The sequence below is a fragment of the Roseibium aggregatum genome (assembly GCF_017309185.1).
Taxonomy (GTDB): domain Bacteria; phylum Pseudomonadota; class Alphaproteobacteria; order Rhizobiales; family Stappiaceae; genus Roseibium; species Roseibium aggregatum_B.
This window is the reverse complement of sequence record NZ_JAEKJZ010000007.1, coordinates 15,920-41,855: the sequence shown is the minus strand read 5'-3', so window position 1 is coordinate 41,855 and position 25,936 is coordinate 15,920. Positions and strand designations below refer to the sequence as shown.

The window sequence follows — 25,936 nt, the reverse complement described above, 5'->3', positions numbered from 1 at the left end:
TATAAGAAGAGTATGATAGGTGTCGCGATTTGGCCGATTTCTTAGACCAAAAAGCGAACGCGGGAACGAACACTGGCTAACTGCTAAAAGCGTTGAGAGAAATTAGGAGCAATTTAGCGGCTCATTTTGGCGTTTTTCGAGAAGTGTGAGGTGCCGGGGCGTTAACCGAGATAAGTTTTTTAACTTCGTGAAATTCAACCTATGCGTTAATGTTGTCATATTATATTCAGGAGATTGGCAATACATGATTTTCACACAAAATGATGTTGTTGCGCAGAATTGTATTGTTTGCAGAAAAACACCTCTCAACGTTTTCAATGCCTTACGTTTAGTTGATGGTGCTGTCAGCAATAGGACAGCGCGTGCGTGCAAACACGGTTCAGTGTCACTGCGCTGCTGCCCTACCCCTGTGAGCGTTTGACATGCCCTGGCTGATAACGGGCGCATCCGGTCAGCTCGGAGGTGCGCTTCTTAAGTTGCTTGCCACAAAAGAGCCAAGGCAAGACACGGTGACCTGTATTGCCCGAAGTTGGCAAAAAATTCATAGCTACGATATCCGGGCGTTAGATTTGGCGGTTCCAGGGAACCTGCGTTTGTTGCTTGAAAGTGTTCGTCCGTCAAAGATTATACATCTGGCTTCGGTGGCGCGCCCTGACTTGGCCGAGGCAAACCCTGAAATCGGTCAGGCGATAGACGTAGAGGCGACACGTATTATTGCTGAATACTGTCAAGCGGAACATGCATGGATGTTCTTTGCGTCTAGCGATTTTGTTCACCCAGGACGTCCCGAGGGTCTCTATGGAGATCACGAAGATGCCCGACCGATATGCGTTTACGGTCGCCAAAAGGCTGCGGGTGAAGAGATCGTACTTTCGAAGCAGGCTGGAGCAGTTGGTCGCCTCGCCATGATGTATGGACAAGTGCTCCACGGCAGGCCTGGTGGTTGGACGGCGGTCGCGGAAAAACTAAAAAGCGGTGAAGACGTTTATGGTTTGACCGATGAACTCCGGTCGCCCATTTCATTTCAGCAGGCAGCGCGCGCGATCTTGTGTTTGGCTGAGGACCGTTTCATTGGGCAGATAAATATCGGCGGTCGCTCCACCGTTTCCCCCTTTGAACTAATGTGCGTCATTGCCCGATCTGCTTCTTCGAAATCCAGGGTTGTGGAGATTTCGCAGAAAGAATACGCACAGAAAATGAGAAGACCAAAGAATGTGTCTCTGGACTCCTCCAGACTAAGAGCTCATTTCGGTAACGTCATCTATCAAGGTGGCTGTCTGTCTGACCCAGTCGTCAATCAAAGTCAGGTGAGGCCAGACACGGTCGGGCGTACGTCGTGAAAGAGAATTGTCTTGGCATAATTATACCGGCTTGGAATGCTGCAAAGACGATCCATCGTTCGCTTAACGGTATTTTGGAGCAAATGCTGAATGGCGACTTTGATCGCATCATCGTCTTGGTCGTGGTCAACGACGGCTCCGCAGAGAGCCTGAAGGCCGCTGAGTTGTTTCGCGAGCGTTTCGAGGCCTCGGGTTTTGAATTTCGAGTTCTGACCTCTCCGAAAGGCAGACGAAATGCTATCATGCGAGCGGAAGCTCAATTGCCGCCGTGTCATCGCCTCTATCTGGATCAGGACGCCAGTTTGTCGGCAAACGCGCTAAAAGAACTCGGCAAGTGCTTTACCGAGGCCGCAGGCCCAAATTTTGCAACGTTCCAGATTTCGTTCACGCGCTCAAGGTCGGTGCTCGTGCGGGCATTCATGAGGGCTTGGTTATTTTCTCCTTATGTGCGCTCCTCCCCGGTTACAGCGGGCGTGTACGCCGTTTCGTATGAAGGAAGAAAACTCTGGACCGAACTTCCTGATATTCAAGCGGATGATAAATTCGTGCGTCTGCTGTTCAAGCCGCATCAGAGAAGGTTGATTGATTCCGCTCAATACGAGGTCCTCTCCGAACCGGGAGTTCTGGCGCTAATCAAAGCAAGATGCAGATACCGTAGATATAACGCGGAATTGGCCGAACGCTTTGCGAACCGGCAAGCCTACGATTTTCCTCGATGGAGCGGTATTGTCGAAACGTTAAAAGCGCCTCGCATGTGGATTGATGTCGTAGTTGCTTTATCGTTGCTTCTGATTTCTGGCGTCTATGGAGGTCTTTTTGAGCACCGACGCCGAAACTCATAGCAGGTCGAAGTCTATCCTCGAAATTGTCATACCGGCCCGTAACGAGCAGCGTTCCCTGGCGTTGACCCTGTGCGCGCTAGTCTGCGAAGCCGTAGATTTTCGTTTGAACGTTATCGTGGTGGGCAATGCGGAAGGGCTTGATACGATGCGTCGTATCGTTGAGGACTTTCAACCAGTCTTCGCTGACCGACATCATGCACTCGTTTTCGTGACAGAACATGAGCCTGGCAAACATGCTGCGCTTAACAGGGGAGACGCGGCCCGGATCGGTACGGGACCGGTTGTTTACTTAGACGCAGACTGCATTTTGCTGCCAGGTACGCTTGGTGCTATCGGACATGCGCTTGACAAAGATATGCCTTGTTTCGTGTCTCCGCCACTGATTACCGTGCAGCCAACCGGCGTCTTGGCGAGGTCATATTTTAGGATATGGTCGCAGCTACCTAATGTCGGTCAACGGCCGATAGGAGCTGGCTGCTACGCAACAAATGCTTCAGGCAGGTGCCGTTGGAATGCGTTTCCGGAAGAAGCTCCAGACGATGCCTACGTGTGCAACTTGTTCTCGAGCGAGGAGAGCCACTTCGCAGGTACTGGAAAGTTTTTTGTCGGGGTTGAAGGTGTCAGTCTTCTGAGATCTGTTTCCCGATGGCGGCAGTCAGAGATGCTCTCACAACAAGATCCTGGAAATACAAAACGCAAGAGTAGCTGCCTCAGGTTGCTTGGGCAAAATTTTAGCAGTGCTCCAGGATTCTTGCTTGTTAAGACGATGTCCCGGGTCGTGCGTTGCCAACGGTGGCCATCCTGGATTCCCCCTCGGCAGCAAGCGGGGGCATCGATACAAGGGCGGCCAAGAGTGCGCATCGTGATTGTTGCCAAAAACAGCGAAAATCATCTGCTCTGTTGCCTTCAAAGCTTGAAGTCCAAATGGGCGGATCTGGAAATAATCGTGATTGACAACGCGTCTTCTGATGGAGGCGTAGCGACTGTTGATCAGTTTAGCGCGTGCGTGACCTTAGTGCAGAATACGGTGAGACAAAGCTTTGCGTTTTCTGCCAACCAGGGAGCGCGGTTGAAAGGGGAATACGATTATCTTTTGCTGATAAATCCGGAAGCTGTTGCGCAGGAAAACCTGATTGACACACTCTTGGCGCTGGCGTTTGCCAAACCCGACGCAGGTATCTATGGATGCGAGGTGAAAGATGCAGACGGTCACATCGACCCGTCAAGTTACTTGGGCTATCCGAGCCTTTGGTCTGCAATTTGCTTTGCGACTTGTCTGGGTGCCCAGAATGGTCCGGCGTGGCTTGATCCCGATATGCCTGGTAGTTGGAAACGGGACGACACAAGGGCCGTACCAGTGCTTCCGGCAGGTCTCCTGCTTATAACAGCGGATCTGTGGCAGCAACTGGACGGGCTGGACGAAGATTTTTTTCATTGTGGAGAAGACGTCGATTTCTGCCTTAGGGCACGAGAGGTGGGAGCCTATCCAACCTTTACGCCAATTACGTCCTACGTTTATGCGCGCGGATGCTTTCACCAAAGTACGTCAAATATGCAAGTGGCCATCTTGCGAGACACGATGAAACTCTACCGGAAACACCTTCCACCGTTTTCTTTCAAACTGGCGAGGTTGCTGCTGTCGTTTGGCGTCTGGGCACGCGCGAAGGGGAAAGGGTTTGCTCTCTTTCGTGGCGAAAGCTGGCCGGAAGTTCTGGTGCGCAAAAAAGAATGGCTTTAGTCGACAATTCGGCAGGAGGTTGCGCAATGCGTTTGATAAGACTGATCCAAATGGTTTGAAAATCTCAAATAGAACCTTTTTAGCGAATGCGAGGCCTCTTAAAGCAAGCCGGTTAGGGGGGCATAAGACTTGGCATGTCCGACTGTCGGGATGCCGTCAATTCTTGCGGAATAATGTTCCGATATTTCAGGGCGTCGGGCGTTGTTTTTTGCCGAAGATTGAATCGACTGCCGCCATTGATCCGGGGCCGAAGGCGCCGTCTATGGGGCCGTCGTAGAGGCCCTGATCCTTGAGGCGCCGCTGCAGGGCCCGGGCCGGTTCCTTGCCCCATGTGCCGTCACGCAGGTTTGACCGGGTGCTTTCGGCGCCCTGCCGGAGCGCCAATTCGAGCCATCGGGCGGCTTCGAGGGGGTCGCTTCGCACGCCATAGCCGTTGGCGTAGGCGTTGCCGACATTCTGCATTGCCAACGCATTGCCCAGATCGGCCGCCTTGCGGTACCAAGCCAGTGCCTCGCGCAGGTCCTGTGCAACTCCTTCTCCGTAATCATATGCCAGGCCGACATTGTTCGCGGCGTCGGAATGGCCGAGATCGGCTGCCTTGCGGTACCAGACGAGCGCCTCGCGGTGGTCCTGTTTCACGCCTCTTCCATTGAAATAGGCATTGCCGATTTCATACATTGCCACCGGATGGCCGAGGCTGGCGGCCTTTCGATACCAGACGAGCGCCTGGCCATGGTCCTGATCGACACCCCATCCCCTCGTGTAGTGAACGCCTATGTTCGCCATCGCTGTCGACTGGCCGAGATCGGCGGCCTTTCGATACCAACTGAGCGCTTCGCGGTAATCCTGCCGGACACCGGTTCCCTTGGCATGGACGACGCCGATGTTGACAAGTGCGGCCGAATTCCCGAGCGTGGCCGCCTTGCGGAGCCAGGCAAGGGACTGTTCGTAGTCACCCGACTTGTAGAGGCTGCGTCCGTACTGGAACAGAAGACGGGGCTCGTCGGGATAGGTTTCCACGGCCGACCGGCATGCGGGAACGGCGTTTTTTGCGTCCAGGCCTGCGAAGGATACCCCTTTGACATCCCCTGGTTTCATCTCGTCATCGGGAAATGCCGCGAGCCGGTCGCACTCCGTCACCGGTGCGGCCGAAGTCGTCGTTTCCGTTGGCCGGGAAAGCGCGCGCAACCGGTCTTTCGCCAAGCCAGCGGATGCACAAGAGGCGAACAGGCGGACATGGCTTTCATAAAGAGGTCTGGAGCCAAGGTCCTTGATCGCCTTCCACTGGATGTCGGCTTCGCCGCAGCGGTTCGAGGAAGCCGGTTGCTCGGCACCGTGCAGTGAGGCGACCGCTTGTGGCGGTGTAACCGGTTCCGGCGCTTTCAGATAGATGCTCTGCCCCGGCAGGCGTCCGTATTCGAAGGGCACCTGTCGCCTGTTGGTCTTCTCCTGGACGTAGTCGGCGACCTTTCGGAACAGGAGATTGATTTCGAGCCCGGGCTGTTCCAGATAGGTGAGCAGGCCTTCGGTATAGGGGCTGTGATCTCCTGCCCCGTCGAGGGCGGTCGTGCCTGCGGCGGCTGCGTAGCTCACAAGGATCCCCGGCTGGACCTCGATTTCGGCCAGTCCGCGTCCGATTGAGCGCGTCGCCAGCGTGCGGCGCATGTCACGAACGAAGGGGTTGTCACGGCAGGCGTCGAGCAGAACCAGCCTGAGGCCCCTGGCGCCTTCGAGGGCTGCCAGAACCGTGTCGAGCGACACCGCCTCGAAACGAACCCGATTGTCCGAGACAAGCCGGGCGTCCGTCGGTACCAGGTAATTCCGTCCGTCCATTTCCATGCCGTGTCCGGCATAATAGACGATCGCGATCTCGGCTTTGCTGACCCGGTCGGAGAAGTCCGCCAACCGGCTTTCGAATTCGTGTTTGGAAAGGTTCAGGGACAGGGTGACATCGAAGCCGAGACGGCGCAGCGCGGCTCCAACCGCTTCCGCGTCGGAGACCGGATTGGCCAGGGTTCCGACATTCCGATAGGCGGCATTGCCCACCACAAGCGCGACCCGACCGCCCGCGAGAGAAGCCGGGCCGGATATGAGCAGGAAAAACGCCAAGAGGGAAAGCAATGTCCCTGAAGAAACCGAGAGAGTTCTGAGCAATGGCAGCATCAGTCAACCGAACTCCGTAAAAACCGTTGTTTTGTTCGAGCGGTCTGCGTTCAGCAAGGCCTTCAACGCTAAAGGGAAGGCGGCAGTGTTAAAATCAAACAGTAATATTCAGCAATCTAACCACAGGGTCGGCCGAAAAGCCATGAATTAACGCAAAGGTATTTCTGTCGCCGGAGTGGCATTTTCCAGAAACGGCAAACTCAAGGCGCGGGTCTGTTGCGCCTGATCTGCTGCGGGATTTGTCAGTGTGGCGGCAAGGCGGTTTGTCTTGTGCTTAAACCCCTCCATTCGCTGACGCGTGGTTATGCATTCGCAAGCGTCACCTCGGACCGGATCGAACGAGTTGATGCATACAAGATCTTGGACTTGCCGGTCATCAGTGCATGAAAAGCCTTGCGGTCGAGAGGGGTCTTTTTTTGAAAATTTGAGATCCGCAGTGATAACCATATGAAAAAAAATCAGTTTTTGAATTGGGCGCGTCGATGGGCGGCCGGGCTCAAACCTTGAAACGGGGTTCAGCCGTTCCCTTGTCTGCGTGCTCGTGTATGCTTTCTGCCATCTTTTCCAAGGCCGCGAACGAAAGGTTAGAGGCAGGGACATGGCGGAAGCGACGGGCAGCAATCATACAATTCGGGCGCTGACGGAGATCAGGAAACGCATCCTGAGCGGCGAGCTTGCCGGCGGCGAGCGGTTGTTTGAGGTTCCGCTGGCCGAAATGCTGAACATTTCCCGTACGCCGGTGCGCGAAGCGATGTCCCGCCTGGCGGAAGAGGGGCTCCTGGAGCGGGCCAAGAGCACCGGTTTCGCGGTGCGGGCCTTCGGCGTCGAGGATGTAATCGACGCAATCGAATTGCGCGGGGTGCTGGAAGGCACCGCCGCGCGGCTAGCGGCCGAAAGAGGTGCCGATCCCGAGCTTTTGGCGCAAATGACGGAGGTCGTGGAGAGGCTGGATGCCTGCTTCCGGGACGACAGCGTCGATTTTGAAATCTACTCCAGGGGAAACGAGGACTTTCACCGCATTCTGACGCGGCTTTCCGGCAGTAAGATCATCGAATGGGAACTCGACCGCGTCGTGCATCTTCCCTTTGCCTCGCCCTCGGCCTTTCTGCCCGACAAGGTCAACCTGCAAAGCCGGCAGTCCTCGCTTGTCTTCGCACAGGCGCAGCACAGGGAAATTCTCGCGGCGATCAAGGCGCGTGAGGGAAGCCGGGCAGAGGCTTTGGCGCGCGAGCACGCCAGGACCGCGCGCCGGGATCTTGAGGAAGCGATGAAGAAAAAGGGCGAGGCCGGCCAGTTGCCGGGCCTCGCCCTGGTGGTGACCTGAACGGAAAGGCCGCGCGCCTTCGCCTTGAGACCGGGAGGAGCGAGCGGTTGGCGATGGCTTGCAGGCCCTTCGGGAAGGGGGTGTCCTGCCCTCGATGTATGCATCAAGGCGGGTGACGGCAAATTTTTGAGTGGCAAAGGGGTTAAAATGCGATAGGTATGTATACATGTTGACTTGACTTTTGGGAGGAAGAGATATGTCGGCAACCAGTTTAGCGGCGGTTTTGAGCCAAAGTGGCAATGTTGTCCAACTGCTGCGCAATTCCAAAATCGGAATGTATGTATACCCTGTGGTGACGCCGGAATTCAGCAACTGGCGTCTGGAGCAGCAGGCCTGGCGCGAGTCGGCGGTGCTTTTCGATCAGTGTCATCACATGGACGAACTGATCGTCGAGGGGCCGCAGGCGGAGGAATTCCTCGCCTATCACGGTATCAATTCGTTCTCGAATTTCAGCCTCAACCGCGCGAAGCATTTCGTTCCGGTCACGCCGAACGGCCATGTGATCGGCGACCACATCATTTTCCGCGAGCGCGAGGACAAGTTCATTCTTGTCGGGCGGGCACCGACATCCAACTGGCTGCAGTTCTGTGCGGCCTACGGCAAATGGAATGTCCGCATCAAGCACGATCCGCGCTCGACGTCGCGTCCCGAAGGGGAGCGGGTGCTGCGGACGCATTACCGCTACCAGATCCAGGGGCCGGATGCGCCTAAGATCTTCGAGAAGATGAACGGTGGTCCAATCCCCGATATCAAGTTCTTCCACGTGGACTGGATCAATATCGGCTCCAAGAAGGTGCAGGCCCTGCGTCACGGCATGTCCGGTGCGCCCGGGCTTGAAGTCTGGGGTCCTTATGAAGACAAGGCCTATGTCCTGTCGGTCATTCTGGAGTCGGCAAAGGAAGCGGGGGTCAATCTCGTGCGCTGCGGCAGCCGCGCCTATTCGACCAACACGCTGGAATCGGGCTGGATTCCCTCGCCGCTGCCCGGCATTTACACCGGCGACGGCATGCTTGCCGAATACCGCCAGTGGCTCGGTGCCGACAGCTACGAGGCGACCGGTGCGATCGGCGGGTCTTTCGTCTCCGACAATATCGAGGACTACTACGTCAATCCGTTCGAACTCGGCTACGACTTCTACATCGGCTGGAAGAAGGACGATTTCGTCGGCAAGGCCGCGCTCGAGAAGATGAAAGGCCAGACCAACCGCAAGAAGGTGACCTTCGAGTGGAACCGCGAGGACGTGCTCAAGGTCATCGCATCGGCCTTCGAGCAGGGGACTCCCTACAAGTGGATCGATTTCCCGCAGCCGAACTACGCCTCGACCAGCGCCGACATGGTGATGAACGGCGACAAGATGGTCGGCATGTCGATGTTCAACGGTTACTCCTACAACGAGCGCTGCATGCTGTCGCTCGGCATCGTCAATGCCGACGTCCAGGTCGGCGACGTTCTGACGCTCAAGTGGGGCGAGCCAGAGCCGACGGCAAAGACATCGACCGAAGCGCACAGGCAGGCGGAAATCCGGGTCCGGGTCTCGCCGACGCCGTATTCGAGCGAAGCCCGCGAGAACTACGCGGACAGCTGGCGGACCAAGACCGCGGTCTGACCGGTGAGGGCGTCCGGTGGAGGAGCCGGATGCCCGCTGCTCCGGTCAGGAGCCAAAACAAGCGAGTTAGCCGGGGGAGCTGCCACTAAAATCGAAATCGCCATTTACGCCGCCGCAGCGTAAGGTTTGAGGAGGTTGGGCAACAATCGCAAAGCGTGGGCCGAGCCTTTAACCATTGGGAGGAAATTGCATGTTCAATCTGACAGTGGGTCGTTCAGTCGCCGGAGCCGCGTTCGCCGGCGTCCTCGCCGCTCTTGCCGTCACGCCTTCGGCCCAGGCCGAAACGTTGAAACTGGCGCATTGGGTGCCGCCCGCGCATACGCTGACCGCGTCCACCATCGAGCCCTTAAAGAACGGTGTGGAAGCTTCGTCGGGGGGCGGTCTGACGATCGACGTCTATCCGGGTGGAGAACTCGGACGGGGCCCGCTTGAGCAATATGTCCGTGCCGTGCAGGGCGTGGCCGACATCACCTGGGGTCTGCAGGGCTACACCTCGTCGCAATTCCCGAAAACGATGGTGTCCGAACTGCCGGGCGTTCTTCCGGACGGCAAGGCCGGCTACGAAATCCTCTGGGACGCCTATGACGCCGGTCAGATCTCGGGAGAATTTCCGGGCACCGTGCCGCTGGCGCTGTGGCTGTCGGAACCCAACATCTTCATCATGAAGGATCGCGATATCCGCAAGCCGGAGGATCTCAAGGGCTTGAAGATCCGGGTCTCCGGGGCCGCCGCGGCTGCCGTCATCGAAGCGCTCGGCGCTACGCCGGTCCAGATGCCGGCGCCCGAGATCTACAACGCCCTGCAGACCGGTCTGATCGACGGCGTGGTGACCGGCGCCAGCGCCGTGACCGACTTCAAGCTCGACGAGGTGGCGAACAGCTACACCATCGGCGCCCCGCTCGGCCGCATCTCCTTCTATCTCGTGATGAACAAGGCGAAATACGACGGGCTTTCCGACGACTTCAAGAAGGCAATCGACGACAATTCCGGGCGCAAGCTTTCCGCCAGCGCGGAGGCCGGCTGGAACGCAAAGGCGAATTCGACCATCGAAGCCCTGAAGGCGTCCGGCGACAATACGGTCATCGAGCTTTCTGACGCCGAAATCGATGCGTTCGGTGCGCTGACCATTCCGGTTACCGAGAAGATCGTAACGGGTGCCGGGGCCGAGGACGTCCTCGCGACCATGTCCGGTCAGTAAGGCGCCCGTGTTGCCGGTACTCAAAAAACTCGCGGACAGGTTGATCGGCCTGTCCGCGATCTTCGGTTCGATCGGTCTTATCATTGAGGTCGTCGTTATTCTGGTGGATGTCACCGGGCGCTATTTCGGCGCGCCGCTGACCGGAGCCCAGGATATTTCCCAGATGACCATGGTGATCGTCGTGTTCGGCGGGATGGCTCTTTGCGACAAGCTCGGCGGGCACATCTCGGTCGATGTCTTCGAGCATGTCTTTCCGCCGCGGTTGCTCTGGTTCGGAGATGTGATTGGGCCCTTGCTCGGTGCCGTGATTTTCTGCGGAATTGCCTGGACGGTCTGGGAATCGGCGGCGCTGTCGAGGATGCTGAACCTGGCGACCAATATCATCTATCTGCCGAAGGCGTGGTTCCAGTACGTGATGGTGGTGCTGTCGCTGATCACGGCGTTCGGAATGGTGTTGCGGGCGCTTGAAATCGCCTGGAGCGGTGTTCCGCTGTCGCACAAACCGGACGAGGCGATATGAGCGCGACAGCTGTGGGCCTTTTGGGCATGGGCGTGCTGGTTGTCTTGCTGGCGTTGCGCGTGCCGGTCGCTTTCGCCATGTTCGCGGTCGGCTTTGCCGGAAACGCCGTGCTGAACGGTGTTCCCGCCGCGATGAGCCTGATGGCCTCCGAAAGCTTCACGCTGGCCTCCTCGGCGGAACTCGTCGTCGTGCCGCTCTTTATCCTGATGGGGAACGTGGCCACCGAGACCGGAATGAGCCGCAGGCTCTACGACGCGGCCTATGCGACCATCGGACGCGTTCGAGGCGGGCTGGCGTCGGCCACTGTCATCGGCTGCGGCGGCTTCGCCGCGTTGTCCGGTTCGTCGGTTGCCTCCGCGCTGACCATGGGCAAGGTCTCGCTCGGCGAGATGGAGCGATTCAAATACGACCCGCGTCTTGCTACGGGCGTTGTCGCGGCTGGAGGAACACTCGGGATCCTGATCCCGCCGTCGACCGGTTTCGTCATTTATGCGATCCTGTCACAGGAATCGATCGGACGGCTGTTTCTGGCCGGGGTTCTGCCCGGCCTGCTGCTGCTCGCGATGTTCGTTCTGACGGTTTCGCTCTTGTGCTGGGTCTTCCCGCAAATGGGGCCAACGGGGCCGAAAACGACGCTTCAGGACAAGATGCGCGGCCTTGCCGGCGCGGCGCCTATCCTGGCAGTCATCGCCTTGACCATCGGCGGGATCTACGGCGGCCTGTTTTCGCCGGTGGAAGCGGCCGCGGTCGGGGCGGGGCTGGTGATCGCCTACGGTTTCGCCAGCCGCAAACTGACCTTGTCGGGATTGTGGACCGCGACGCGCGACTCCGTCGTGACCACGGCGACCGTCATGCTGATCCTGATCGCCGCGCATATGATCAATCCGTTTCTGGCGCTGAGCCACATTCCGCAGACGATCGGCGAATTCATTACCGGACTGCAGTTGCCGATGCTTGGCACGCTGTTCCTGATCCTGGCCTGCTATCTGGTCCTGGGCTGTTTTCTGGAAGGCTTCGCCATGCTGGTTTTGAGCATGCCGATCTTCTTCCCGATCATCACGCAGATGGGAGTCGATCCGATCTGGTTCGGCGTGCTGGTGGTGCTGACATTGGAAATGGGACTGATTTCACCGCCTGTGGGCATCAATGTGTTTATCGTCAAATCGGTCGCAAGGGACGTGCCGCTCGGGCGGATATTCATGGGCGTGATGCCGTTCTGGTTCGCCATGCTGCTCACGCTGGTCCTGCTTGTGCTGTTTCCGCAGATCTCTCTGATCCTGCCGGACACGATGATCAATTAGCCGTGCCTGCCTTTTCGCCCGCGTGACTTCCCAAGAGAGGAGGCAAGGATGAACTGCATCCTGACCCTGAAATGCCAAAACAGACCGGGCATCGTGGCCGCGGTGGCAACGGAACTTTCCAACTGTGGCGGCGACATTACCGAAGCGCAGCAGTTCGACGACCGGCGGACCGGCATGTTCTTCATGCGCTGCGCGTTTTCCATGGAAAAACCCGTCGAGACGTTTACCGATGCCTTTTCCAGGCACGTCGGCAAGTTCGGTTTCGAATGGACCCTGCGGCCGGCGGACCGGCCACGGAAGGTTCTGATCCTGGTCTCCAAATTCGATCATTGCCTCGGTGACCTGCTCTACCGGATGCGGATCGGCGAGATCAACATGGACTGCGTCGGCATTGTCTCAAATCATCCGAGCTCCGCCCTGAACCTGACCCTGCACGAAGGGTTGCCGTATCATCATTTACCGATCACCAGCCAGACCAAAGCTGCGCAGGAAGCGCAGATCAAGGCGATCGTCGAAGAGACCGGCGCGGAGCTTATCGTGCTGGCGCGCTACATGCAGATCCTCTCAAACGACTTTTCCGCTTATCTGTCCGGCCGCTGCATCAATATCCACCATTCGTTCCTGCCGGGGTTCAAGGGGGCGAAGCCCTATCACCAGGCGCATGCCCGCGGCGTGAAGATGATCGGTGCGACGGCGCACTACGTGACCGAGGATCTCGATGAGGGGCCGATCATCGCCCAGGACGTGGAGCATGTGACCCATCGCGACACGCCGGAAGACATGATCCGCAAGGGCCGCGACATCGAACGCTCGGTTCTGGCTCGCGCGGTCAACCTCCACCTTCAGGATCGTGTCATGCTGAACGGAACGACCACGGTGGTGTTCGAATAGGTGGCCGTTTCTCGAGTTCTCCGACAAACTCTCGGATCGTCATTCCGGACAGAGTGCCGCGAAGCGGCATCGCGTGAGCCGGAATCCAGACGTCTGCGCGAGCGGCAGCGAGCACTCTATATCATATCTATTTGATTTTATTTTGTATTGAGCGCCTTCGGCGCAGAATATGTCTGGATTCCGGATCTGCGCTCGGCTGGCGCCTCACTTGTCCGGAATGACGGTTCGAGGGAGCGTTGATCGTCTGAGGCGGCAGGGTCGCTGCCACCTCTTGTTCTCTGTCCGGGCGGTGGATGGTTTAGTCGATAAATGTATGCATTTTTTAGAAGCAAAGAGGATCTTTGCCTGCAACAAACTCGCACTTTATCAGTGGATTTTGTAATTGTCTTTCGATTTAGATCTGAATTGTGTATACATTTTAGGGTCGATCTGGGAGGTGTCGCGATGTTGGAACGAGAGGGGGACTGTCAAGGTGCGGAGATGAGCCGGGATAGTGCCGTCGGCGACCTGGTGAGGGGCTATTCGATCGAGGTTCTCCCGCGCACCGCGGCGAAGATCGACGACTTCAAGGCGCTTTTGCCGGAAGGAACCTGCGTCTATATCGCGAATGTCGAAGGCACGGATTTCGAGGATATGCTCCTGACGGCACGAAGGCTGCGCGACGACGGGTTCCGTGTCATGCCGCACCTGCCGGCGCGTCTGATTCGTAATGCCGAAGACTTCAGGACCATGCTGTCGCGCTACCGGGAGGAGGCGGATGTGAACGAGGCGCTCCTGATCGGCGGCGGTACGTCCAAACCTATCGGCGACTACGACAACACCATGCAATTGCTTGAAAGCGGTCTGTTCGATAGGTTCGGTTTCAGCCGCCTGCATGTTGCCGGGCATCCGGAGGGCAATCCCGATATCGACAGGGACGGAACCTCGAGGCGTGTCGATGAGGCGCTACAGTGGAAGCAGTCCTTTTCCGAGCGCACGGATGCGGACATGGCAATTGTCACTCAGTTTTTCTTCGATGCGGAGCCGGTAACCCGGTGGGTAGCGCGCCTGCAGGAGATGGGCATCGGGCTTCCCATACATCTCGGTATCGCGGGGCCGGCGAAGTTGCAGACGCTGATCAAATTCGCCATGACCTGCGGTGTCGGGCCGTCCGTCAAGGTGTTGAAACGTAGGGCGATGGATCTTAGCCGTTTGCTGCTGCCTTACGAGCCGACCGACGTTCTTGAGGCGCTGAGCCGGGAAGTCGCGTCCCGGCCGGATTCCCCTGTCGAGAAAGTCCATTTCTTTCCGCTCGGCGGGATCAGGACCTGTGCCGAATGGGCCGGCAGGCAGCAGCACAAGGGCGCATGAGCGATGCTGTCTGGCGCCCCGTTCGGCTTCCCGCGTCCATGGCCAATGATAGCCCGAGGTTTCTGGTTTCAGAAGAGCAAGGATTTCATTTCGGGAGGCCCCGCCGGGGAAAGCGATTGGACGCCTGAACCGCTCAGAGCGCCGGATACACCTGCTTTCTCATTGATTTAAGTCATTCGTGCCCCTGGTGAACTTCTGCTAAGGCTGCAATACCATCTGAGATTGCCGCGAGGTCTCTCCAGGAGCAAGAGGTCGAAATGACGGATAACAGCGCGTCTCCGCAAGCAGGTAACGGTTCCGCGAACAATGGCGGAGGATATGGCGATCATTCGGGGCACGGGCAAAACGGGCAACCGCCGCACGGCTGGTATTATTTCGGTCCGCAACCGCCTTGGGCGGGAGGCGGGCAGGGGCCGTTTGGCGCCGCCGGCGGTTCGGCCGGCGATGCGGGTGTTCAACCGGACGCCGAGGCGGGCAACCAGGATCTGATGGATGCTTTCAACAGGCTGTCGCGTGGCGATCTCAGCGCCGAAACGCTGGGCAAGTTGTTCGATCTGAAGGACAGGGACTTCTGGAAAGGGGCTCTCCTGGGCTCCGCCGCCGTTCTGGCCGTCTCCAACATGCCGGCCATCAAGGCCTTGATCGCATCATTTACAGCTTCAGCCTTTTCGCAAAACACTCCAGCCTCGGAGACATCCAAAGCCGGGCCTGTCGAGGAAGCCAGTGAGGAGAGACAGGATGACGACAGCTAGTGGACAGGGTGGCCAGATTCAGACCCCTCATCTTACCACAACCGAAGTGGTGCGTGCCGGGCTGAGTGGCGCGGCGATCACCGGAACATGGACCGGTATCAACGAGGCGATCCGTTTCCGCAACAAGGAAACCACCGGCGACGAAGCCTTGCGCGCGACCGCTAACAGTGCCGCCATCGGCGCTGCGGCGGGCGCCGTCGCGCAGATTGCCTCACATTTCGCAAGGAGCGTGCCGTTGTTCGGCCTTGCCGTGGTCGCGGCGGGTGTGGGGGCCTACTATATCGCCAATTCCTCCAAGAACGCTGCTCAGGCCGACACGCCGACGGCGTCGGACGAAGGCCAATAGAGCGCTTCTCGCGGAGAGCGGTCCCAGGAGAAGGCTACTTGCGCCAGAGGCAAGAAGGACAGCAAGGAGACAACAATGAAAAATCCCGCAGACGGAAGCAAAGCCGGAAACACATTGACGAAAGGCAGCTTTCTGACGGGGGCTCTCGTCGGTGGCGCCGTCACCTATGTCTTGACGAACGAAGCGGTGCAACGGGCTGCCATAAACGGCGTGGCTCATGTGTGGCTCACCCTGAAGGGCGGGCTCGAGGAGACAAAAGAGCGGTTTCGCGACGCCGAGTCGGAAATCAAATCCTCCAAGGTGAAGTAAGCGCCTGTCATGGACCGTGCGCTTCGTCCGGTGACGGAACTGCCTCTTGGCGATGAGGCCTTGAAACGCCTGGAGGCGAGGGTCGATATCGTTCACGAAGGCCCTGAACGATTGCGGGTCAAGATGCCGGTCCTGGGACTTCCGGCCCTCGACACGGATCATCTGTGCCGGCTGCTTCGGGCCATCCTTGGCGTCAGTTCGGTGCGTATCAATCCGGATGCGATTTCCGTGATCGTGACCCATGACGGAACGCAGGCAGCGCGGACGCGTGTTCTGGACAGGCTTGCGAACCTGCGCCGCGAGACCCTGAAGTTCCGCAGGATCGAGAGCGACGACGGTCCCAACATCCTTCACCTTGCCGGGCGGGCCGCTCTTCTGGCCGCCCGCCCGTTTCTTCCCCCACTTCTTGGCAACGTCCTTTGTGCCGCAACCATCGCGCCGAGAGTCCTGAAGGGCGCGCAGTCCGTCGCGACGGCGGGCGTCACGGTGGAGCTGCTTGACGCACTTGCCGTGGGTATAGGGGCCCTGCGCGGCCAATTCGGAATGGCCCTGACCACCGACACCATGATGTCCACGGGAGAATATCTCGAAGAGACAACCATGCGGCATTCCGGAGCGCTCCTGCATGAGTTGCTCATGCCGAACCCTGAAACGGCCTGGATCGACAGCGAGGGTGGCGCGGTTGAAGTGCCGTTCGAGCAAGTCAGGAAAGGCGATCTGGTGATCGTGCAAACCGGGGGGCTCGTTCCGGTGGACGGTGTGGTGCACAGCGGCTCGGCCGAGATCAACCAGGCCTCGATCACCGGTGAGAGCGTTCCGGTCGGCAAACATCCCGGGGACAGCGTCATTGCGGGAAGCGTCGTTCAAAGCGGCCAGGTGAAGATCGAGGCGCAACAGGTCGGCGACGAAACGACGACCGCACTTGTCGCTTCCCTCATACAACAAGCACTCGACGAAAGATCCGAGACCGAACGGCTCGCCGAAAAGCATGCCGACCGGCAAGTGTACATGACCCTGGGGCTGGGCCTGGCCACCCTGCTGCTGACCCGGGACCTTCGCCGTCTCAGTTCGGTTTTTCTGGTTGATTATGCCTGTCCGATCAAGCTCAGCGCACCTGTCGCGGTGCGCGCGACCATGTCGGAGGCGGTCTCGCGGGGCGTTTTGATCAAAGGCGGTCCCAGTATCGAGAAACTCGCCGAGGCGGACACGTTCGTGTTCGACAAAACCGGCACTTTGACCCATGGAACGCTGTCCGTGACCGATGTGGTGTCCCTGGAGCCGAAGGCGTGGCCGGAGGAGCGGTTGCTCGCGCTTGCAGCTTCCGTCGAAGAGCACTCCCACCACCCGGTGGCAAATGCGATCGTGAGAGAGTCGAAAGTGCGTGGCACGGCCCACGTCTCCCATGGGGACGTGACCTTCGAGGTGGGATTGGGATTGCGTGCCGACGTGGCAGGAGACTCCTTCCTGATCGGCAGCCGTCATTTCCTGCAAACGGTCGAGGCGATCGATTTCGACCCGCACACGGAGACGGCGGAGCGGCTCGTGCAAGAGGGCAAGATGCTCCTGTACATGGCCTATGGAGGCAAGCCGATCGGGCTTGTCGGATTGCGCGACGAGTTGCGCGAGGATGCCTGCAAGACCATGGAACGGCTGCACCGCGCCGGGATCAAGCGTCTGGTCATGCTGACCGGAGACCGGAAAACCCGCGCAGAGACGTTCGGAAGAACGCTGGGTTTCGACGAGGTCCACGCGGAGCTTCGTCCCGAGGACAAGTCGCGTATTCTCACGGAGCTTCAGGCCAAGGGAGCGAAAGTCGCGTTTGTCGGCGACGGCATCAACGATGCACCCGCGCTTGCGGCTGCCAATGTCGGATTCAGCATGCCGCAGGGCGCCGATCTTGCGCAGGCTTCCGCCGACATCATCCTTCTCGATGACCGGATCGGGGCGGTTGCCGATGCCCGCGAGGCGGCGGACCAGGCTATGCGGATCATCTCCACAAACACGACTGCCGCCCTGGGTATCAATACGGGACTGTTTATCGCGGCGTCGACCGGTCACCTGTCACCCGTTGCCGCGGCTCTGCTGCATAACGGGTCGACGATCGCTCTACTGGTTCATGCTCTTTTACGCGCCGGTTTGCCGCAGCCGCGCAGCGCGCAAAACAGGCTTCTTCCCTGAAGGGACGAATTTGCGCTACATCGCTTCCATTAAACTTGACTATTTTCTTCAAAATAGCCAAACTTTGAGATCTGAATGGAATGTCGAGGTCGCAAAGTGGTCTCTTGCGTACATCATGTGCCGGGGCGGGCCCGCTTCAAGCTGGAGGCTCTGCGCCGGGATCCGGAAATGGCTGACAGGCTCCTGGCAGAGGTCGGAGCGCTGCAAGGCGTTGATGAAGTAGAGATCAACCGCCATGCGGCGTCCGTGATCGTCTATTACTCAACGGCGACCGGACAGCTGACCAGCATCATGGACCTCATTTGCAGCCATTGCCCGAAGTCATCGCTGAATCACCGGGCCGAGACCGCGGCGGGCCCCACCGCAGCGGCCGCCACCCCCCGCACCGGGGACACCCCGCGCGGCGTGCAGCCGAAGGTTGCCCGCGCCGTCGGCGAAGCCGTCAGCAGGGCGCTTGTGAACACGCTGATCAATCGCGCCCTGGACCGTGGGCTGACCACGATGAAAATCGGCTTGCGATAGATCTCTCAGTCGACGAATGCGGACTTGCTCCGTCCTATCCATTTTCAGCAATACGCCCCCCGCGAGAGCGGCTGCCTGGTCCGCTTGCCGGACGCTTATTGATATCGGTCAATTTAGATTGAAAAGTGGAGTGCTACCTTCACAATTTGAAACCGTACGGTTCTATATCAAAGGCGGCAGGAACGCATTCCTGTCTTTCGTAGAGAGCGGCGCTTACCGGACGAAGTCTTGATTTCCTGGCGAGGGAGGTTGGCTTTTGAGGTCAAAGGCGTTTATTGGCGCGGAAGGTCGGCGCGGATGAAGCCCTGCCGGAAAAACGCATGTGGCGGTGCTGCCGCTTGTTGTCGGCACCGCCGCGCGCCGGACAACCAAAAAGGAGACCGACGATGAAGGTGTTCTCTTGCGCAGGAACAGCGATCGGACTGGCTGCTGCCGTTCTTGTAAGCGGCACCGGGTATGCGGAAGATGGCCAGAGCTTCGATACAAAGGCGGCGCTGGGCGAGGCGCTTTTCTTCGATGTGAACCTGTCGAAGAATCGGACCCAGGCCTGCGCAACGTGCCACAATCCGGATTTCGGGTTTGTCGACCCGCGCCCGACCGATGCCGGGCTGGCGGTGTCGCTCGGAGATGACGGCGTTTCGCTCGGAGACCGGAATGCCCCGACGGCTTCTTACGCGAAATTTTCTCCGGAGTTTCACCGGATGGAGGACGGCAACTATCGCGGTGGCCAGTTTCTCGATGGCCGGGAGCCGGACATCAAAGGCCAGGCCGGTGGACCGCCGCTCAATCCGGTTGAAATGGGGATGCCCGACAAGGCATCCGTCGTCGACAGGCTGAAGGAAAATGCGGCTTACGTGAAGGCTATTGACGCGTTGTTCGGGGAGGGCACCCTTGACGATAACGAAACCGGCTACGAAGCGATGAAGGCCAGCCTCGCAGCTTTCGAGGAAACGGACCTGTTCGCGCCCTTCGATTCCAAATATGACCGCTATCTGCGCGGCGAAGCGAAGTTCAGCGATCAGGAGGAACTGGGCCGTCTTCTGTTCTTCTCGCAGCAGTTCACCAACTGCAACCAGTGCCACCAGCTCAAGACGTCCCAGGTTTCCAGAGAAGAAACCTTCTCGAACTACGAGTATCACAATATCGGTATTCCGGTGAACGCGGCGGCACGGGCGGTCAACGGTCAAGAAGAAGGGTTTGTCGATCCGGGGCTGGTGAACAATCCGCTGGTTTCCGATCCGGAGCACTTGGGCAAGTTCAAGGTTCCGACCCTGCGCAATGTCGCCGTGACGGGTCCTTACATGCACAACGGCGTCTTCAAGGATCTGCGGACGACCGTCGTCTTCTACAACAAGTACAACAGCAAGGCCTCCGGCGCCCAGACCAACCCGGAAACCGGGGAGCCCTGGGGGGGGCCTGAAGTCGACGGCAATCTGTCGCTGAAGGAGCTGGAGCACGGGCCGGCGCTCGACACCAAGCGGATCGACGCGCTTGTCGCCTTCCTGAAGACGCTGACGGACAAACGCTACGAGCACTTGCTGGAGGAATGACGCCGGCAGCGGCGGACCTGGCGGTTTCTGCTAAACCACGACCTCCATCAGCTCCTGTTCGCCGACACCGAAGACACGTTTGTAGCGTTCGACCTCGCTTTCCGGTCCGATCGCCTTGTTCGGATTGTCGCTGAGCTTCACCGTCGGCTTTCCGTTCGCGGAGATCGCCTTGCAGACCAGGGAAAAGGGGGCGAGGGCGTCGTTGGCGGTGAGGCCGCGGAAGTCGTTGGTCAGAAGCGTTCCCCAACCGAAGGAAATGCGGACGCGGCCGGAGAATTGTTCATGCAGTTCGATGATCTTGTCCGTGTCCAGCCCGTCGGAGAAAATGACGAGTTTTTTCGCCGGATCTTCGCCCTTGGATTTCCACCAGCCGATCGCGGTTTCGGCTCCTTCGGCCGGGTCGCCTGAATCGATGCGAATTCCCGTCCAGCCGGCAAGCCAGTCGGGGGCGTGTTTGAGAAACCCCTCCGTGCCGTAGGTGTCCGGCAGGATAATGCGCAGATTGCCTTCATGCTCCTCATGCCAGTCGCGCAAGACGTCATAGGGAGCTTCGGCAAGCCGGTCGTCCGTTTCGGCCAGGGCGGAGTAGATCATTGGGAGCTCATGGGCATTGGTGCCGACGGCCTCCAGATCCCGCTGCATGGCGATGTGGCAGTTCGAGGTGCCCGAGAACTTGTCGCCCAGACCTTCGATCATGGCCTGAACGCACCAGTCCTGCCACAAATAGGAATGGCGGCGGCGGGTCCCGAAATCGGCGATCTTCAGTTCTTGCAGCGGTTGCAGGCGCTCAATCTTTTCCCAGAGCTTGGTCATGGCTCGGGCATAGAGGATCTGAAGCTCGAATTTTTTCATGGAGTTGAGCACCGCGCGGGACCGCAATTCCATGAGGATCGCCAGGGCCGGGATTTCCCAAAGCATGACCTCCGGCCAGGAGCCTTCGAAGGTGAGTTCATACTGGCCGTCGCGCTTTTCGAGCTCGTAGGCCGGCAGACGCAGGTTCTCGAACCACTCCATGAAATCCGAGCGGAACATCTGGCGCTTGCCGTAAAACATGTTGCCGCGCATCCAGGTGCTTTCACCGCGCCTGAGCGACAAGGAGCGCACATGATCGAGCTGCTCGCGCAGTTCGCCCTCGTCGACCATTTCGGCGAGCCGGATATCGGTGGAGCGATTGATCAGAGAGAAGGTCACGGAGGTGTCCGGCTTGTTGCGGAACACCGACTGGCACATCAGCAGCTTGTAGAAATCCGTGTCGATGAGAGAACGGACGATCGGGTCGATCTTCCATTTGTGATTATAGACGCGGGTAGAAATATCGACCATGTGCCCGGTTTTCCTCCTGTAGTTGGGCGCATAAGGCAGGAGTGGACACGGGATTGCAAGTCCTGGATACGCCAAGAAAGCATCGTCCGGGTCCGATCGTCGCAAGATATGCCCGCCGCTCTTTGAGTTCATGATTTATTGTCAAAACTCTCAAGGCGGCTTTTTCGTGATTGACCTTGAAACCGACTGTCATTTGTCCGTATCCAAGGACGTCTGAATGCCGTTTCCGAAAGTGCATCCCTGGCTCTTTTACGGAAGCGCAAGTTGGTTTAAGCGCTTACGACATAGGTCTTTCATACCTAAGTCTATTAATTCTAAGTAGCCTTGTGTACCCATAAGTTGCTGATAGTGTTCCCAAGTCAGTTCTGGGGAAACCGGCGATACCCTCAAATTGTTTTCCTAGGCGTTTCACGGTCCAGCGAATGGCCTTCGGGTCATGGCCGGGGCGGGAAGGTCCTTGGAGTGAGACCCGCGCGACGGAAGGCCGGGCGGGATTCAGGGCGGATACCGGTCGGGATCCCGGTTTTTCCAACGGACTGATATCGTGGCCCGTTCAGCCGTTGCGGCAAGGCTGATCTTAAGCGGAGGAGACATATGTCCGAAAACTCATCCAACAACGCCTATTGGTCAGCCAATATGCGCATTATCGTCGTCAGCCTCATTATCTGGGCGCTGGTATCCTTTGGATTCGGCATCCTGCTGCGTCCGCTGTTGAGCGGGATCAGCGTCGGGGGAACGGATCTCGGTTTCTGGTTCGCCCAGCAAGGATCGATCCTGGTCTTCCTGGCCATCATCTTTTTTTACGCCTGGCGCATGAACAGGCTGGACCGTGAACACGGCGTGGACGAAGAATAAGGACGTCGGCAGAGATGGATCAGTTTACAATCAACTTGCTGTTCGTGGGTGGCTCTTTCGCGCTCTACATCGGCATCGCAATCTGGGCCCGCGCTGGCTCGACCTCCGAATTCTATGCCGCGGGGCGGGGCGTTCACCCGGTCACCAACGGCATGGCGACCGCCGCCGACTGGATGTCAGCGGCTTCCTTCATTTCCATGGCCGGCCTGATCGCCTTCACCGGTTATGACAACAGCTCGTTCCTGATGGGCTGGACCGGCGGTTATGTGCTTCTGGCGTTGCTGCTTGCTCCCTACCTGCGCAAGTTCGGCAAGTTCACGGTGTCCGAATTCATCGGTGACCGGTTCTACAGCCAGACGGCGCGGATCGTGGCGGTTGTCTGCCTGATCGTGGCCTCCACGACCTACGTGATCGGTCAGATGACCGGTGTCGGCGTGGCCTTCGGACGCTTCCTGGAAGTGGACAATACGACGGGTCTTCTGATCGGCGCCTGTGTGGTGTTCGCCTATGCCGTGTTCGGCGGCATGAAAGGGGTGACCTACACCCAGGTGGCGCAGTACGTCGTGCTGATCACCGCCTATACCATTCCCGCAGTCTTCATTTCGCTGCAACTGACCGGCAACCCGATCCCGGGTCTCGGCCTCTTCGGCGATGATGTCGCCAGTGGCATGCCGCTTCTGACCAAGCTTGACCAGGTCGTGACCGAGCTGGGCTTCAGTTCCTATACGGCCCACCACGCCGACACGCTGAATATGGTGCTCTTCACCCTGTCGCTGATGATCGGTACCGCCGGTCTGCCGCATGTGATCATGCGCTTCTTCACCGTGCCGAAGGTTTCGGACGCACGCTGGTCGGCTGGCTGGGCCCTGGTCTTCATCGCCCTGCTTTACATCACGGCTCCAGCGGTCGGTGCGATGGCACGTCTCAACATCACCGACATGATGTGGCCGAACGGCGGTATCGAAGGCGGTGCGGTGACGGTCGAGCAGATCGCGGACGATCCGCGCTACGACTGGATGGACACCTGGCAGAAGACCGGTCTTCTCGGATGGGAAGACAAGAACGGCGACGGCAAGATCCAGTACTACAACGACAAGAACGCAAACATGCAGGCGGTCGCCGAGGAGAAAGGCTGGAAAGGCAACGAACTGACCAACTTCAACCGCGATATCCTGGTTCTCGCCAATCCGGAGATCGCCAATCTGCCAAGCTGGGTGATCGGCCTCGTGGCGGCCGGCGGTCTGGCGGCGGCGCTTTCTACTGCGGCCGGGCTGTTGCTCGCCATTTCGTCGGCGGTCAGTCATGACCTGATCAAGGGGGCGATCAACCCGCAGATTTCGGAGCGAGCAGAACTTCTGTCCGCCCGGATTGCCATGGCGGTTGCAATCGCCATTGCCACCTATCTGGGTCTGAACCCACCGGGCTTCGCGGCGCAGACGGTGGCTCTGGCCTTCGGACTGGCGGCGGCCTCGATCTTCCCGGCGCTGATGATGGGGATCTTCTCGACCCGCATCAACAACACCGGAGCCGTTGCAGGCATGCTGGCGGGCCTGATCGTGACGCTTGTCTATATCTTCCTGCACAAGGGTTGGTTCTTCATTCCCGGAACCAACAGCTTCACGGACGCCGATCCGCTGCTCGGACCGATCAAGTCGACCTCGTTCGGCGCGATCGGGGCGGCGGTCAACTTCGCGGTGGCCTATGTTGTCGCCGGAATGACCAAGGAAACCCCGCAGGCGATCAAGGATCTTGTCGAAAGCGTTCGTATCCCCCGGGGTGCGGGGGCCGCGCAGGACCACTAGGTTCCGGTATCCGCCTTCCCGTGACTTTACGGGGAGGCGGTGCCTGACACGTGTTCGATCCTTGTGAGAGTGTTTCGTCTCACGAGCATGTCCTGCCCGGCTCGTCCGGGCAGGATTTTCCTTATTTATCGAGGCCGTTCACATGCCATTGACGCCCGAGCAGATCCTTCGGTTTCTCAGCACCGTTCACCCTTACGATTCCCTGCCGCAGGACCGGCAGGTCCAACTGGCTAACGAGTTCGAGCCTCGAAAAGCCGACAGTGGCGAGCGCATCTATGAATTCGGCGAAGAACTGCCCGGGATTTTCCTCATCTACGACGGCGCGGTGGAAATCACCGATCAAAACGGGGAAGTTGTCAGTCAACTGGGGCCTCGGAACTCCTTTGGCGAACGCGGATTGTTGCGGGACGGAACCGCTGCCACCAACGCGCGGTCTCAGGACGACAGCATCCTGCTTGTGCTGCCCCATGGCCTGGTCCGGGAGCTTATCGCCGAGTACAGAACCGTTGCGCGGTTTTTCGACCGTGCCGGAAAAACGACGCAACCACGCGCGAACGACCTCGCCACCAGCCTGGCCGAGACGCTTATGGCCGCAACGCCGATCACCTGCCAGCCGGACGCGAGTGTCCAGGAAGCCGCCCGCCAGATGCGCGACAAGCGAGTCTCTTCGCTCTGCGTAACGGACGCAGACGGCGCCTTGCTGGGCATTGTCACGACGCGCGACCTTTCCGGCAAGGTGATCGCCGAGGGGCTCGCCGTAAGCACCCCGGTCAGGGAGGTGATGTCCACCGGTCTGCTCACCCTGCCGCCTTCCTCTATCGGCTCCGACATTCTACATCTCATGATGGAGCGCCGTATCGGTCACGTGCCGATTGTCGAGGCCGGACGCCTGGTCGGGATGGTCACCCAGACCGATCTGACCCGCTTCCAGGCGGTCAGTTCAGCCAATCTCGTCAGCGAAATCGCCCATGCAAGCTCCGCGGAGGAGATGGCGAAAGTGACCGCCGGCATTCCCAAGCTGCTGGTTCAGCTTGTCGCAGGAGGCAGCCGCCATGACATCGTCACCCGTCTGATCACGGATATTGCCGATGCCACGACCCGGCGCCTGCTGGCGCTTGCAGAAGAAAAGCTCGGTCTGCCTCCGGTCCCCTATCTCTGGCTTGCCTGCGGATCCCAGGGGCGGCAGGAACAGACGGGTGTGAGCGATCAGGACAATTGCCTGTTTCTGGACGACAGTGTCAGCGACGTCGACCGGGACGGGTATTTCGCCGATCTGGCCGCCTATGTGTCAGACGGGCTCAACACCTGCGGCTATGTGTATTGCCCCGGCGACATGATGGCGACGAACGCGCGCTGGCGTCAGCCGGTCAGGGTCTGGAAAGAGTATTTCAAGGGATGGATCGACAAGCCCGACCCAGAAGCGCAGATGCTGAGCTCGGTCATGTTCGACCTCCGCCCCATCGGAGGCCAGACCGCGCTGTTCGACAATTTGCAGGACACCACGCTGAAGGCGGCGAGCGAGAATTCCATCTTCGTCGCCCACATGATCAGCAATTCGCTGAAGCATTCGCCTCCTCTCAGTCTGCTGCGCGGTCTTGCGACGATACGCTCGGGCGAGCACAAGAACACGCTGGACATGAAACACAACGGCGTGGTGCCTGTCGTCGATCTGGCGCGAATCCATGCCCTGAGATCGCAAATCGGCGCCGTCAACACACGCGCGCGGCTGGTCGCCGCCCGCGAGAACGGGCAGCTCAGCCAGTCCGGGGCGAGCGATCTTCTGGATGCCTACGACCTGATCGCCGAAAGCCGCCTCGAGCACCAGGCCGGGTTGATCAAGCAGGACCTGCCGCCCGACAATTTCCTGCAGCCGTCAACTCTGTCGGACTTCGAGCGCAGTCATCTCAGGGACGCCTTTGTGGTGGTCAAGACGATGCAGTCGGCGATCGGACACGGGCGGGGTATGCTGAGCTAGAAACGTATCGCCGATTGCGGCCAGGCCTGGAGGAGGCCGCGCCGCAGGCGA

At 59.0% G+C, this 25,936-nt stretch carries 21 protein-coding genes and 1 pseudogene; 20 read left to right on the top strand and 2 right to left on the bottom strand.

What is annotated here, in order from left to right; translation table 11 throughout:
* Positions 1 to 422 precede the first annotated feature (422 nt).
* The 4 genes and pseudogenes from JF539_RS24275 to JF539_RS27775 all read left to right on the top strand — a co-directional run bounded on the left by JF539_RS24275 (position 423) and on the right by JF539_RS27775 (position 3,920).
* A complete protein-coding gene (locus JF539_RS24275; protein WP_207143359.1) occupies positions 423 to 1,340 on the top strand; it encodes an SDR family oxidoreductase in 918 nt (305 codons plus the stop codon).
* On the top strand, positions 1,337 to 2,182 hold the full coding sequence (locus JF539_RS24270; protein WP_207143358.1) for a glycosyltransferase family A protein: 846 nt from the start codon (positions 1,337 to 1,339) through the stop codon (positions 2,180 to 2,182). The genes JF539_RS24275 and JF539_RS24270 overlap by 4 nt, the downstream gene beginning before the upstream one ends.
* Positions 2,145 to 2,621, top strand: a pseudogene (locus JF539_RS28145) (glycosyltransferase family A protein); the annotation flags it as partial. The gene JF539_RS24270 and the pseudogene JF539_RS28145, both read left to right, overlap by 38 nt.
* Before the next feature lie 414 nt (positions 2,622 to 3,035).
* Positions 3,036 to 3,920, top strand: a complete 885-nt coding sequence (locus JF539_RS27775; protein ID WP_328809312.1) for a glycosyltransferase — start codon at positions 3,036 to 3,038, stop codon at positions 3,918 to 3,920.
* Between the two features lie 186 nt (positions 3,921 to 4,106).
* On the opposite strand, the gene JF539_RS24260 is transcribed toward JF539_RS27775, so the two are convergent.
* Positions 4,107 to 6,029: a caspase family protein gene (locus JF539_RS24260; protein WP_207143356.1), complete on the bottom strand. Its 1,923-nt coding sequence runs from the start codon at positions 6,027 to 6,029 to the stop codon at positions 4,107 to 4,109.
* Positions 6,030 to 6,681: 652 nt separating this feature from the next.
* Here JF539_RS24260 and JF539_RS24255 point away from each other — a divergent pair.
* The 13 genes from JF539_RS24255 to JF539_RS24195 all read left to right on the top strand — a co-directional run bounded on the left by JF539_RS24255 (position 6,682) and on the right by JF539_RS24195 (position 19,930).
* A complete protein-coding gene (locus tag JF539_RS24255) occupies positions 6,682 to 7,407 on the top strand; it encodes a GntR family transcriptional regulator (protein ID WP_207143355.1) in 726 nt (241 codons plus the stop codon).
* 196 nt (positions 7,408 to 7,603) lie between these two features.
* Positions 7,604 to 9,013 (top strand): vanillate/3-O-methylgallate O-demethylase, encoded by a 1,410-nt coding sequence (gene ligM, locus JF539_RS24250; RefSeq protein WP_207143354.1) that lies wholly within the window; start codon positions 7,604 to 7,606, stop codon positions 9,011 to 9,013.
* 190 nt (positions 9,014 to 9,203) lie between these two features.
* The gene (locus tag JF539_RS24245) at positions 9,204 to 10,211 is read left to right on the top strand and encodes a TRAP transporter substrate-binding protein (RefSeq protein ID WP_207143353.1); all 1,008 of its coding nucleotides are present in this window, start codon (positions 9,204 to 9,206) and stop codon (positions 10,209 to 10,211) included.
* Positions 10,212 to 10,221: 10 nt separating this feature from the next.
* Positions 10,222 to 10,731 carry a TRAP transporter small permease gene (locus JF539_RS24240; RefSeq protein WP_209017571.1) on the top strand — a complete coding sequence of 170 codons (510 nt, stop codon included), beginning with the start codon at positions 10,222 to 10,224 and terminating at the stop codon, positions 10,729 to 10,731.
* Positions 10,728 to 12,032, top strand: coding sequence for a TRAP transporter large permease (locus tag JF539_RS24235; RefSeq protein WP_207143351.1), 1,305 nt, complete (start codon positions 10,728 to 10,730; stop codon positions 12,030 to 12,032). Before JF539_RS24240 ends, JF539_RS24235 begins: the two co-directional genes overlap by 4 nt.
* 48 nt (positions 12,033 to 12,080) lie before the next feature.
* Positions 12,081 to 12,923 carry a formyltetrahydrofolate deformylase gene (gene purU, locus JF539_RS24230; RefSeq protein ID WP_207143350.1) on the top strand — a complete coding sequence of 281 codons (843 nt, stop codon included), beginning with the start codon at positions 12,081 to 12,083 and terminating at the stop codon, positions 12,921 to 12,923.
* A gap of 480 nt (positions 12,924 to 13,403) precedes the next feature.
* Positions 13,404 to 14,273, top strand: a complete 870-nt coding sequence (locus JF539_RS24225) for a methylenetetrahydrofolate reductase (RefSeq protein ID WP_236042651.1) — start codon at positions 13,404 to 13,406, stop codon at positions 14,271 to 14,273.
* A 257-nt stretch (positions 14,274 to 14,530) separates the two neighbouring features.
* Complete coding sequence (locus tag JF539_RS24220; RefSeq protein ID WP_207143348.1) at positions 14,531 to 15,025, top strand: hypothetical protein; 495 nt, start codon at positions 14,531 to 14,533, stop codon at positions 15,023 to 15,025.
* A complete protein-coding gene (locus JF539_RS24215) occupies positions 15,012 to 15,371 on the top strand; it encodes a hypothetical protein (protein WP_207143347.1) in 360 nt (119 codons plus the stop codon). The genes JF539_RS24220 and JF539_RS24215 overlap by 14 nt, the downstream gene beginning before the upstream one ends.
* Before the next feature lie 75 nt (positions 15,372 to 15,446).
* Complete coding sequence (locus JF539_RS24210) at positions 15,447 to 15,680, top strand: hypothetical protein (RefSeq protein WP_207143346.1); 234 nt, start codon at positions 15,447 to 15,449, stop codon at positions 15,678 to 15,680.
* Between the two features lie 9 nt (positions 15,681 to 15,689).
* On the top strand, positions 15,690 to 17,858 hold the full coding sequence (locus tag JF539_RS24205) for a heavy metal translocating P-type ATPase (RefSeq protein WP_207143345.1): 2,169 nt from the start codon (positions 15,690 to 15,692) through the stop codon (positions 17,856 to 17,858).
* A gap of 75 nt (positions 17,859 to 17,933) precedes the next feature.
* Entirely contained in the window at positions 17,934 to 18,380 is a 447-nt protein-coding gene (locus JF539_RS24200) for an HMA2 domain-containing protein (RefSeq protein WP_236042650.1), read from the top strand.
* Positions 18,381 to 18,766: 386 nt separating this feature from the next.
* Complete coding sequence (locus tag JF539_RS24195; RefSeq protein ID WP_207143343.1) at positions 18,767 to 19,930, top strand: cytochrome-c peroxidase; 1,164 nt, start codon at positions 18,767 to 18,769, stop codon at positions 19,928 to 19,930.
* A 30-nt stretch (positions 19,931 to 19,960) separates the two neighbouring features.
* Here JF539_RS24195 and pncB read toward each other — a convergent pair whose 3' ends face one another.
* On the bottom strand, positions 19,961 to 21,253 hold the full coding sequence (pncB, locus tag JF539_RS24190; protein WP_207143342.1) for a nicotinate phosphoribosyltransferase: 1,293 nt from the start codon (positions 21,251 to 21,253) through the stop codon (positions 19,961 to 19,963).
* 594 nt (positions 21,254 to 21,847) lie between these two features.
* On the opposite strand from pncB, the gene JF539_RS24185 reads away from it, so the two are divergent.
* The 3 genes from JF539_RS24185 (at position 21,848) to JF539_RS24175 (ending at position 25,885) form a co-directional block, all read left to right on the top strand.
* Positions 21,848 to 22,108 carry a DUF4212 domain-containing protein gene (locus JF539_RS24185; RefSeq protein WP_207143341.1) on the top strand — a complete coding sequence of 87 codons (261 nt, stop codon included), beginning with the start codon at positions 21,848 to 21,850 and terminating at the stop codon, positions 22,106 to 22,108.
* A gap of 14 nt (positions 22,109 to 22,122) precedes the next feature.
* Positions 22,123 to 23,910, top strand: a complete 1,788-nt coding sequence (locus tag JF539_RS24180; protein WP_207143340.1) for a sodium:solute symporter family protein — start codon at positions 22,123 to 22,125, stop codon at positions 23,908 to 23,910.
* A gap of 142 nt (positions 23,911 to 24,052) precedes the next feature.
* Positions 24,053 to 25,885: a DUF294 nucleotidyltransferase-like domain-containing protein gene (locus JF539_RS24175; RefSeq protein ID WP_207143339.1), complete on the top strand. Its 1,833-nt coding sequence runs from the start codon at positions 24,053 to 24,055 to the stop codon at positions 25,883 to 25,885.
* The last annotated feature ends 51 nt before the right edge of the window (positions 25,886 to 25,936 follow it).